Source organism: Ruegeria lacuscaerulensis (genome assembly GCF_013034685.1).
Taxonomy (GTDB): Bacteria; Pseudomonadota; Alphaproteobacteria; order Rhodobacterales; family Rhodobacteraceae; genus Ruegeria; species Ruegeria lacuscaerulensis_B.
Genome location: NZ_WQGO01000002.1, coordinates 535881 through 546816 on the forward strand (window position 1 = coordinate 535881; position 10936 = coordinate 546816).

General features: G+C 56.6%; 10 protein-coding genes and 2 pseudogenes. 7 read left to right on the plus strand and 5 right to left on the minus strand.

All coding sequences use genetic code 11. The annotated features are described in order from the left end of the window. Window positions 1-75: 75 nt before the first annotated feature. A complete protein-coding gene (locus GOV80_RS06870) occupies window positions 76-822 on the minus strand; it encodes an endonuclease/exonuclease/phosphatase family protein (protein ID WP_170783438.1) in 747 nt (248 codons plus the stop codon). An 83-nt stretch (window positions 823-905) separates the two neighbouring features. Between GOV80_RS06870 and GOV80_RS06875 the strand changes: the two genes are divergently transcribed. Next, on the plus strand, window positions 906-1487 hold the full coding sequence (locus tag GOV80_RS06875; protein WP_170783440.1) for a YceI family protein: 582 nt from the start codon (window positions 906-908) through the stop codon (window positions 1485-1487). A 347-nt stretch (window positions 1488-1834) separates the two neighbouring features. Here GOV80_RS06875 and GOV80_RS06880 read toward each other — a convergent pair whose 3' ends face one another. Together GOV80_RS06880 and GOV80_RS06885 are read right to left on the minus strand one after the other, a co-directional pair. After that, window positions 1835-2677, minus strand: a complete 843-nt coding sequence (locus tag GOV80_RS06880; protein WP_170783442.1) for a cytochrome P460 family protein — start codon at window positions 2675-2677, stop codon at window positions 1835-1837. A gap of 165 nt (window positions 2678-2842) precedes the next feature. Then, window positions 2843-3052 (minus strand): hypothetical protein, encoded by a 210-nt coding sequence (locus GOV80_RS06885; protein ID WP_170783444.1) that lies wholly within the window; start codon window positions 3050-3052, stop codon window positions 2843-2845. On the opposite strand from GOV80_RS06885, the gene GOV80_RS06890 reads away from it, so the two are divergent. Genes GOV80_RS06890 through GOV80_RS06915 form a run of 6 tightly spaced genes read left to right on the plus strand, consistent with a single transcriptional unit; the run spans window position 3034 to window position 10361 of the window. Continuing rightward, a complete protein-coding gene (locus tag GOV80_RS06890; RefSeq protein ID WP_170783446.1) occupies window positions 3034-4164 on the plus strand; it encodes a LacI family DNA-binding transcriptional regulator in 1131 nt (376 codons plus the stop codon). The genes GOV80_RS06885 and GOV80_RS06890 overlap by 19 nt on opposite strands. 21 nt (window positions 4165-4185) lie before the next feature. Further along, window positions 4186-5541: an ABC transporter substrate-binding protein gene (locus GOV80_RS06895; protein WP_170783448.1), complete on the plus strand. Its 1356-nt coding sequence runs from the start codon at window positions 4186-4188 to the stop codon at window positions 5539-5541. A 59-nt stretch (window positions 5542-5600) separates the two neighbouring features. Further along, window positions 5601-6836 (plus strand): carbohydrate ABC transporter permease, encoded by a 1236-nt coding sequence (locus GOV80_RS06900; RefSeq protein ID WP_170783450.1) that lies wholly within the window; start codon window positions 5601-5603, stop codon window positions 6834-6836. Continuing rightward, window positions 6836-8044, plus strand: coding sequence for a carbohydrate ABC transporter permease (locus GOV80_RS06905; RefSeq protein ID WP_170783452.1), 1209 nt, complete (start codon window positions 6836-6838; stop codon window positions 8042-8044). The genes GOV80_RS06900 and GOV80_RS06905 overlap by 1 nt, the downstream gene beginning before the upstream one ends. A gap of 5 nt (window positions 8045-8049) precedes the next feature. After that, window positions 8050-9297 carry an MGH1-like glycoside hydrolase domain-containing protein gene (locus GOV80_RS06910; RefSeq protein WP_336510135.1) on the plus strand — a complete coding sequence of 416 codons (1248 nt, stop codon included), beginning with the start codon at window positions 8050-8052 and terminating at the stop codon, window positions 9295-9297. Further along, a complete protein-coding gene (locus tag GOV80_RS06915; RefSeq protein WP_170783456.1) occupies window positions 9297-10361 on the plus strand; it encodes an ABC transporter ATP-binding protein in 1065 nt (354 codons plus the stop codon). Before GOV80_RS06910 ends, GOV80_RS06915 begins: the two co-directional genes overlap by 1 nt. Before the next feature lie 169 nt (window positions 10362-10530). On the opposite strand, the pseudogene GOV80_RS22340 reads toward GOV80_RS06915, so the two are convergent. Next, window positions 10531-10614: pseudogene (locus GOV80_RS22340) on the minus strand (IS6 family transposase); the annotation flags it as partial. Window positions 10615-10648: 34 nt separating this feature from the next. Beyond that, window positions 10649-10894 (minus strand): annotated as a pseudogene (locus GOV80_RS22345) (caspase family protein); the annotation flags it as partial. Window positions 10895-10936: the final 42 nt, after the last annotated feature.

Sequence of the window (10936 nt, forward strand, 5' to 3'; positions counted from 1 at the left end):
GTCGTCTGTTACCATCATACTCAAATTAGTGCGTAATTCCGCTTTGGCTAATGTGATAACACTTGAAACGCCATTTTATTCACCAGATTTCTCGATTAGGACCTCGGCCTTCAAGGGCAGGTGGTCCGAGGCACTGCGAAGGGCCCGCGATGTGCAGACCTGCATGTCCCGGACGGCGCCTTCGCGATCCGTCAAAATCCGGTCCAGGGGCAATAGTGGGCGTTTGGCTGGAAAAGTTGCCCGTACCGGCCCGCTCAGCGACCTCCCGATAAGACGGTGCTGAAACATCGCCCCTCCCCAGGGCCGCCATTCATTCAGATCCCCCAGCAGTATGTTTTGCATCTCGGGGCGGCGACGCAGGTATTGACCGACGATCCGCATCTGAATGACGCGCAAAGGCTGGAACAGGGACAAATGTGTCGAGATAACACGAACGGAAATGCCGTCACACACGGCCTCGATGACAACCGCGCCGCGATAGCAATGGCCGGGCAGGTCCAGTACATCCCTGTGCCTGACGTTGAAGCGCGGATGCAGGAACAGAATGGTCCCCAGAAACCCATCACTGTCACGACCCCAACGCATGCCGGGCGCGTCATGCTGATAGGTAAGCCCGGTCTCGGCCGATATCCGGTTCATGTCAAGAAGACCTGCATGCGGCCTGCACTCTTCATCCGCCTCTTGCAGGGCAAAGATATCTGGAGCTAGGGGGGCAAGGTCTGATGCAACGGCCCCGTGGATGCGCGAAGGATCGACAAGGCCGTCATGCCCGCGAGCGCGGTGAATGTTCCAGGTGACGCAAATCAATCGGGTAGCGTACATTTGATGTTCTTTGTCGATGCGGAATGCGTACTATGTACAGGTAAGTCTTGCACCCTAACTCGACAACTTGACGAGGGCCACCGATGCGCCACCTAGCCTTAAGCTTTCTGATCGCCACCACCCCAGTCGCAGCCGTTGCTGAGATGGCCCGGTATGAGCTCGACCCCGATCACACAGCGGTTTACTTCACGGTCGAGCATATCGGTTTCGCAAAAACGCTGGGCATCTTTGGTGAGGTTCGGGGCAGCTTTGACTATGACACCGACACGCAGGAACTTGCGAATGTGCAAGTCGTGATCGCGTCCGACAGCGTCAACACCTTCCACGACGCGCGGGATGGGCACGTAAAGGCAAAAGATTTTCTTCATGTGTCCGAGTTTCCGGAAATCACCTTCACCGCCATGGCGGGTCAACCGGCCTCGGCGGATGCGGGTACCGTGACCGGAGACCTAACGATTTTAGGGATCACACAACCGGTGACGCTGAACGTAAAACTCAACAAAGCCGATACGTATCCGTTCGGGCACAAACGTATGGTTCTTGGCCTGTCTATCGACACATCGGTCCAACGCAGCGAGTTTGGGATGGCCTATGGCGTAGGAAACGGTCTGGTGGGTGATCAGGTGGATATCAACATCGAAACCGAAGCGATGCGGGTCGAATAACCGGTTCGCTTTTGTCTTAAACAACTTTGGCTTCGACATGTAAGGCACCGACCAGCAATCGTTGCAAGCCATCAGAATCCGACTGTCAAAGTTTTCGCGAACGTCCTGGGCCCACACTAGGTCATCATCGACGCGTCGCAAGAAAGCGGCGCACTTTTAAGCGTTGTCGTCAAATCAGAACGCAATTAGCCGGCTCAATCCAGCCTAGAAATGCAATTGCCAGTGGGCAAAAAGGCGTATTCGATAGGCATCCAGAGCCCACTGGCAAGGTCGAGCGGAAAAAACACCTTGGTGCTAGTCTTTCTGCAACTGGCCCTTGCCAATGAGGCACAGGGAACTTCAAACACTTACTCTAAAAGTTTGTGAGAATACCCGATTGTCTTTGAGAATTGGAAACCTTCCACCCAATCAACGGTAAAGGCATAATCATCCTCTGTCAGGGGCTTGTGGCACGCCATGCAGGGCGCTTCATTTACGCCGACTTTGTTGCTGCCATCAGCTTCGAACACGGAATACCGCCAGTTGTCATTTCGATAGATATCGGGCACGCCATCACCCCACCCGGTTCGTTTTTCCATCGCGGTGTATAACTTTCGTTCACCAGCGATAAGACGGCCTTCGGCATCTTTGAGCAGATTGCCATCGGCGTCCTTCTTGGCGTCGAATACTTCCACAAGGAAATAGGCTCCGGGTTCAAAAGGCCCTCCATCCGCCACTCCGGCAAGTGCAATGTCGTTACCGCTGAAAAACCGCACTTGCTTGCGATCGTCATAGTCTTTGCGATGATATCGGGTGAAAGTTGTTTCGTAGTCCTCTGGCAGCTTCAAGAGTGACCCGTCCAAACCAGTTTCATTATTCGCGACCGCGCCGGCTTCATCTCCGGGCAGACTGGCAAAATAAGTAGCCAGGTTCTCGATATCCGCGTCGGTCAGGTTTGCGGCAATTGCATTCATCAGATCGTTCTTCCTCGTCCCTGATTTGAATGCCTTCAATTGCGCCTTGATATAACCTTCTTTTTGACCTGCGAGGTTTGGAAAATTATCTGCGGTGCTGATCCCGGCATTGCCATGACAGGCGGCGCATTGACCAGCTATCTCACCACCAGCCTGTAGATCGCCTGCATGCACTGCAATACCCATTGAAGCGCTGAATACGGCGGCTCCTAGAAGAGCTTGAGCCAAAGAGTTCATGAGGTGTCCTTTCACTGGCTAACAACATCCCAAAGACCGATAAAAACCCGTCTGCAGTTCGAGGCAACAATAGGCCCGTGGCAGAGGCCCGCAATGGATGTCGGGATCACAACTTTGCACGAAATCAAGAGATCGGCTCGGCGGGTTTGCCTCTTGGTGAACCTGCTATCCTGCTCCGCTGTTTCGTTTTGCTACTTGCGCCTGACCATCTCGGTCGGGATAGGAGAGCCAAACTCCTTCTACGTGTTTCCTTTCATTATTGGTGCGATCCTTAAAGCGTTCAAAAAATAACCAGGTTGCACTTATTTTAACTTTTTTGTTGCCGAAACCGGTTTCGGAGCAAACAAATAGCTTCAATGACTGCGAATCTTTCATATCCACCGCGTGACCAATCCGGTCCAGCAACCGTCTCGGGCCGGGTGAAACTGGACGAATTGGCCGCGCATCTGGGCTTGTCCAAAAGCACTGTTTCACGCGCGCTCAACGGGTATCCGGATATCTCTTCGACGACGCGCGCACGTGTTGAAAAAGCGGCTCGGGTATTGGGATACCGCCCGCTCAGCCATGCGCAGGCGATCCGAACCGGGCAAGTTCGTGCGATAGCGATGGTTATCAACAGCGAGGAACCGGATCAGCACAATCCCTTCTTGCAGGACTTTCTGGCCGGAGCCTGCGAAGCAGCAAGCTGCCTGGATTGGACCATGACGATTTCCACGGCGACCTCCGAGAAAGACACACTAAAAGTTCTTAGCCGCCTCTACGAAGAACGGAAAGCCGATGGGTTTATTCTACCGCGGACAGCGGTGAAGGATGCACGTATCGGCCTGCTGCGCAGTCTTGGGGTGCCTCATATCCTGTATGGTCGTACCGGCTATGGACAACCGAACGATTGGGACGAGACTTCGTGGTTCGACATTGCCGGGGAAAGCGCGATGCGCAATGCCGTTTTGCGGCTGAGCAATTTGGGGCATACACGCATAGGCTTTGTCGGGAGCGATCCCAAGTTCAACTACGCGCATCTACGCCGTGACGGTTATGCCGAGGGTCTGCACGCTGCTGGTCTGCCATTGGATCCGGATCTGATCCAGGAGGGTGCGCGCACGCGCGAAGATGGCGCAGCGCAGGGACGAGTACTGATGGCCTGGGATCAACCTCCAACAGCGATTGTCTTTGCGACCGATCTCGCCGCACTGGGGTTCTGCGCGGATGCGCAGGATCAGGGGCTCGAGATCGGGCGCGACGTTTCGGTGATTGGCTATGACGGCATTCCGGAATGCCGTTACGCGCGGCCCGCACTGACCACATTTTCCGTCGATTCCCGTGCGGCGGGTGTACGGCTGGCGACATTACTGATCCGGCAAATCCGCGGCGAAGTGGCTGCAGACTTGCGAGAACTGGCCGAGGCCACTCTGATCGAAGGTGGCTCTGACGGGCCACCAAAATTGACGTCACACGAATTGGCACAGAAACTAAACCATCTGACGTGAACACAACCGGGGAGGACACCGATGAAACTAACACCCAAAGCTGCGAAGCTGATGCTTGGCTCGTCACTTGCGCTGGCGCTGACAGCGCTATCCGTGCAGGCCGACACAATCCGTTTTTGGACTACTGAAGAGCAGCCCGAACGCCTGGCCAAACAGCAAGAGATGGCGGACCAGTTCAAAGCCGAAACCGGCACCACGGTCGAGGTGATCCCTGTCACCGAAAGCGATCTGGGCACACGCGCGACTGCCGCTTTTGCTGCTGGCGACCTGCCGGACGTTGTCTATCACACGCTGCAATACGCGTTGCCCTGGGCCGAGGCTGGCATTCTGGACACCGAAGCCGCGACCGAAGTGATCGAAGAACTGGGCGCAGACACTTTTGCACCCGGTGCTTTGGCGATGGCTGCGTTCAACGGCGAAACCGCCTCGGTTCCAGTCGATGGCTGGACGCAGATGGTCGTTTACCGCAAGGACCTGTTCGACGAGGCGGGTTTGGAGGCCCCCGACAGCTTTGCGGATATTCAGGCCGCATTGGAAGCCTTGCACAACCCGCCGGAAATGTACGGGTTTGTCTCAGCCACCAAGGTTGACGAAAACTTCATGAGCCAGGTGCTGGAGCACGTGTTCCTCGCCAATGGCGTCAGTCCCGTTGGCCCTGATGGGTTCCAACCGCTGGACGAAGCCAAGACTACCGAAGTTTTGGATTTCTACAAAGCAATCTCCAAAGCGTCACCTCCGGGTGAGCTTTTCTGGAAACAATCGCGCGAACTGTATTTTGACGGCAAGGCCGCGATGATCATCTGGTCGCCATTCATACTGGACGAACTGGCCGGTCTGCGTGACAGCGCCCCGCCAACGATCAACGACGACCCGACCTCGCGCGATCTGGCCGGCAAGACCGGCATCGTGACCAAACTGTCGGGTCCGTCGAACCCTGATGGCGCGGCTTGGGGGGATGTGCGGTACTTTGGTATCACCAATGATGCCGATACCGATGCAGCGATGGAGTTCGTGAAATACGCTATGGACGAAGGTTACACCCAGACGCTGGCCATCGCGCCGGAAGGCAAGTTCCCAGTCCGCCGTGGCAATGCCGACAACCCAACCGCTTTCTCGGAAGCCTGGGCAGAGCTACCTGTTGGTGTCGATCGCAAGGCCCCGCTGGGTGATCTGTACGAACAATCCATGATCGACGAAATCGTTGGCGGCCTGGATGTGGCACAGCGCTGGGGTGTGGCTGAAGGCCAACTGGCGTTGGCATCGAAGATGATCAACAGCCAGGCCATAAACCGCGTCGTGCGCCAGTATATCGACGACGAGATCGACGCGGCCGCAGCCATCGCGGCAATGAACGAAGAGTTGGGCAAGGTTCAGTAACCACCCCGGCACCTGCAGCGGCGTGCGCGCCGCTGCCCCTAAACCCTTCGAGGTAAACTATGACTTCGGCCACCCCACCGACCGGAACCGGGGCGTTAGCCAAACGCGAGGCGCGTCTGGCCTGGACGCTGCTGGCTCCGACCATCATCAGTGTGTCGCTGGTTGTGATCCTGCCCCTGCTGGCGATCTTCTGGATCAGCTTCAAACCCTTCACCCTGTCTGACCTGCGCCCTCCTGCACCGGTCGTGCGTGAAAGCCTGCGTGGATCGGGTGATGATCTGCGGATCGAATACCGCCTGCGCAACTCCAGTCAGGATATTGCGATTGATGGCGTGACCGTCCGGGATGTCCTGCCCGATGGCGTGATGCCACTCGGCGACATTGCAGCCCCTTGTGCGTTAACCGGGCAAGAGCTGTTCTGCGACTTTGGTACGCTGGAAGGTGGCCAACGCGAGCGTATTCGCGTCCCTGTTGCGGTCGATGGTGACCCGGATGCGTTCGAAGATCTGGTTGAAGGGTCAGAACCAACAGTCACTGGCAGCGGCCCCAGTGTTCTGACGAATTTCGAGTTCAGCCTGGAGAACTTCGCCCGTGTGTTCGACGGCGACGAGTTCTGGGGCGTGCTGTGGGTTACGCTGTTTTACACGGTTTTCGGCACCATCGGCGCACTTGTCATGGGGCTCTTTGCAGCCCTGCTACTGAACAAAAGTTTCAAGGGACAAGGGTTCATCCGGGGTCTTTACCTGTTTCCCTATGTGGCCCCCGTCATCGCCGTGGCCTTTACTTGGGTAACACTGTTCGACCCCTTCTCAGGCTCGGCCAATGCGCTGCTTGTGCAGATGGGGCTAAGCAGCGAGCCGATCAACTTCTTCGGGGAACGCCCGCTGGCGCTGATCATGGTCACCGTCTTTGAAATCTGGCGCTACTTCCCGCTGTCCTTCCTGTTCATTCTGGCGCGGATGCAGTCCATCGATAGCAGCATGTATGAGGCAGCGGATATGGATGGCGCGTCACCGTTCCAGAAGTTCTGGCTGCTGAGCATCCCGCAACTGCTGGGCATCTTGTCGGTCCTGTTCCTGCTGCGCTTCATCTGGACGTTCAACAAATTCGACGACATCTTCCTGTTGACCGGTGGCAATGCAGGAACCCGCACGCTGACTGTGAACGTCTATGAACAGGCCTTTGCGGTGTCGAATATCGGGGCGGGCGCGGCTGTGGCCGTGGTCATATTGCTGTGCCTGATCACCTTCAGCTTAGTCTTTTTCAAGTTCATTAGCCGTGAGGAGGGTCTGTGATGCGACAAGGTTATTTCACTGGCCCGATCCTAGGCGCGCTTTGGCTGGTTGTAATCGCTACCACTATCGCGGTCACAATGTCCTTCGCCACGGGTGCTGCTTTCCGTCCGCAGGTTCTGCTGAGCGTCATCTGGGGCGCACTTGCGGGTTTGGCGTATGTCCGCTTTCCGGCCCGCCATGCCTCTGCGCGTCTGGGCGTATCGGCCCTGTTGGGTCTAACCTGCCTGACCAGTTTTGGCCCGGTTCTGATTGGCTCGGACACCACATTGCAGGCCGTGCTGGTCACTGTGGTGGCGATTGCTGCCGTTATGCACCTGTCGATGGCGGAAATCCTGAAAGAACTGCCCTTTGGCGAACTTACCCGTCATGAATATGAAGACGCTGTGATCCGGTTCTGCACTGGTTTTGGATACATCTTCTTCACGGCCATCGTCGTCATCCCCTTCTACGTGATGGTGATGACCAGCCTCAAATCTCAACAGGCCCTGTTGCAGAACCCGCTGGATTTCTCGCTGGATTTGGATCAGGGCTGGGCGCTGTTTCGCAGCTACACAGAACTGTTCCGCGACTTCAATTTCGGCTCGTACCTGTGGACGTCCTTCTACGTCTCGGTGCTGACGGTCTTCATCACACTGGCTTTCAGCATTCCAGGGGCCTATGCGGTCGCGCGGTTCCGGTTCAAGGGCCAAAAGGCATTCTCACGCTCGATTCTGCTGATCTACATGGTGCCGATGATCGTTCTGGCGCTGCCGATCTATATAGCTTTCTCGCTCACTGGGTTGCGGAATTCGATCCTTGGCATCGTCATGATCTACCCGGTCACCACTATCCCGGTCGCGCTATACATGCTGCAGGGGTATTTCCGCGGTCTCCCGACCGAGGTGGAAGAGGCTGGTCTGATGGATGGTCTCTCGCGCCTGGCAGTGATCTGGAAGATCACCCTGCCGCTCAGCCTTCCTGCGCTGGCCTCGGTGTCGCTCTATGTCTTCATGATCGCTTGGAACGAATTCCTTCTGGCCTTCATGCTGCTGGACGATCCCTCGAAATTCACCCTAACCCGAGGCGTCACAATGCTGAACTCCTCGGAAATCCCACGCCAACACCTGATGGCCGGCGCGGTGATTGCCACCATTCCGATTATGGCCCTGTTTCTGGGGCTTGAACGTTTCATGACCAAGGGCCTGACTGCAGGTTCGGTCAAAGGATGACAGACATGAACCACTTTACTTCGCCGACGGATTCCGCGCGCAATATCCTGATTGCCAACGATCGGGGCGGCTATACGATCCCAACCAGCGGGCTCTATCCCTACCAGTGGAACTGGGACAGCGCGGTCGCCGCGCTGGGTTTTGCCGAGTTCGATATCGACCGTGCCTGGACTGAGCTTGAGACGCTATTCTCGGGCCAGTGGGATGACGGAATGCTCCCACATATCCTGTTTCACAAACCGGATCCGGGCTATTTTCCCGGGCCGGATGTCTGGGGCGGAACTGGGCCAATTGCCTCGTCTGGCGTAACCCAGCCACCACTGGCGGCCACCATGGCGCGGCGGATATGGGAGAAAGACCCCGCGGCTGGTGAAGACCGCCTCCGCGCCCTGTTCCCGGCCATGTTGGCTTGGCATCAGTGGTTTATGAGATGGCGTCTTGATGATCAAGGCGCGGTCTGCACCACCCACCCGTGGGAGGCAGGGCGTGACAATGCACCGGACTGGGATGGCGCGATGGCGGGCATTGATGCCTCGGACGTGGGGGAATACCAGCGCCGCGACACCAGCCACGTGAACAGCGCCGACCGGCCCACCAAATACGACTATGACCGCTACATCAAACTAGTGCAGATTGGGCGTGAAGCGGGCTGGGATCAGCAGCAATTGCTGGAGAAGAACCCGTTCCGTGTTGCCGACCCGACCATGAGTTTCACAGCCCTACGCGCCGCCCGCGATCTGCTGACGATCAGTGAGGAATTGGGGATCAGTGCTGAAGGCCTTAGTGCTGACGTGGACCGGCTCGACGCCGGTGCAAAGTCACTATGGAACGAAACATTGGGAGCCTTTGACGCTCGAGATGCGCATACGGGCCAGTGGGCTGAAAGCGTCTCAAATGCAAGCTATCTGTGCTGGTATGCAGGCATCGAATCCCAGCAAATGTTGGACCGATTGAAAACTGTTCTGACTACGGTTCCGCACCCGATCCCCAGCTATGATCCCACATCGCCCAAATTCGATGAACGCCGATATTGGCGCGGGCCAACATGGGCGTTCATGAACATGCTGGCGGGGTTCGGTCTGAAGGATATGGGCCACGGGGTTGAGGCCGAAGCGCTGCGCCTGAAAACCGGTCGTCTGATCGCAGGCCACGGGTTTGCCGAATACTACGATCCGATTACCGGGAGTCCTGCCGGTGGCAATTCGTTCACATGGACTGCCGCCGTCTGGCTGCATTGGGCAGGGAGAAACTGATGGGCAGCATCGAACTCAAATCCGTCGAGAAATGGTTCGGCGAAGTGCAGGTGATCAAAGGCATCGACCTAAAGATCGAAGAGGGCGAGTTTGTCGTCTTCGTTGGCCCGTCGGGCTGTGGTAAATCGACCCTGTTACGGATGATCGGTGGGCTCGAGGACATCTCGCGTGGGTCACTTTTGATCAATGGGGATGACGTCACCGATAATCCACCTTCAAAGCGTGGGCTGACCATGGTGTTCCAGTCCTACGCACTTTATCCGCACCTGACTGTGGCTGAAAATATGGGGTTCTCGCTGAAAGTGGCTGGCGTATCCAAGAACGAGATTGCCGAACGTGTGGGAAAAGCCGCCGAGGTCCTCAAGCTGGAATCCTATTTGGAGCGCAAACCCAAAGACTTATCCGGCGGCCAGCGACAGCGCGTGGCGATCGGTCGGTCCATTGTGCGTGACCCCACTGCCTTCCTGTTTGATGAGCCGTTGTCAAACCTGGACGCGGCCCTCAGGGTCGAAATGCGCTATGAGATTGCCAAGCTTCACCAGAGCCTCAACCGTACCATGATCTACGTGACCCATGATCAGGTCGAGGCGATGACACTGGCCGATCGTATCGTGGTGCTGGAATTCGGTAAGATCGCACAGGTCGGCACCCCACGCGAATTATACGAACGCCCCGCCAACCTATTCGTTGCGCAGTTCATCGGCAGCCCGAAAATGAACGTCATTCCCTGCACCGTGTCCGGTGATCAGTTTCAGCTGGAAAACGGCGGAGGTGGCCCGTTTGATCGGACTGGTACGGCCACGATGCTGGGCATCCGTCCGGAACATATAAGTGTCGTCGAACCTGGCTCTGGTCACAGCGACGGCAAGGTTGAGGTGGTCGAGTATCTTGGCGCCGATATGTTCATCATCGTCGATTGCGGGTTTGAAGAGAAAGTGACGGTTCGCCTTGGCGGGGACACACAGATTAGGGCCGGATCACAAATCGGCTTACATTTTGCACCCGAGAAACTGCAATTTTTCGACGCGGCAGGGCAGACGATCAGTCCCGATGACCGGACGTAGCAATTCTGAGGTGGTCAGTCCGGGTCGGCCAAAAGATTGCTCTGCCCGGTTGTTAAGCCGATGCAGTCAATAGGCCGTTCCTGGCAGAATTAGAGATCTTCAGGCTGCCCGGCGACGGGTTTTGTCGCGAGTTTCTTCGAAGGCAACGTAGGTTGAGCAGGAAAGGTGACTATCCTGCCAATTGCGCGAACCGTTGAATCGGACGATATCCGGGCGTGAATTGACCTTTGCGGATCATGTTGACCAAGTCTATGACTGTCATTCCTAAGCTTAGCATTGGAGGCGATAAGGTAGTTGGTATTGTCGATCTCGATCCAGTGGCCGGCGAAATAGACCAACACCACATCGGCCCCCGCCGCCTTGTCGGAAAAATCACGAAGAGCCAGCCGCATGTGGCGATAGTCCAGATCGTAGAGCTCGGTCACATCAAAGTGGATACGCCCCAGTGCTGCGGCGACGTCCTGCGCGTTATTGGATGTGTTGGGAAGGTTCGAAACATAGTCATATTGTGCGTTTCTGATCACAGGCGCCATGCATTTGGCGCCCAAGATTTCCGCCAACGCAATAACCGGTCC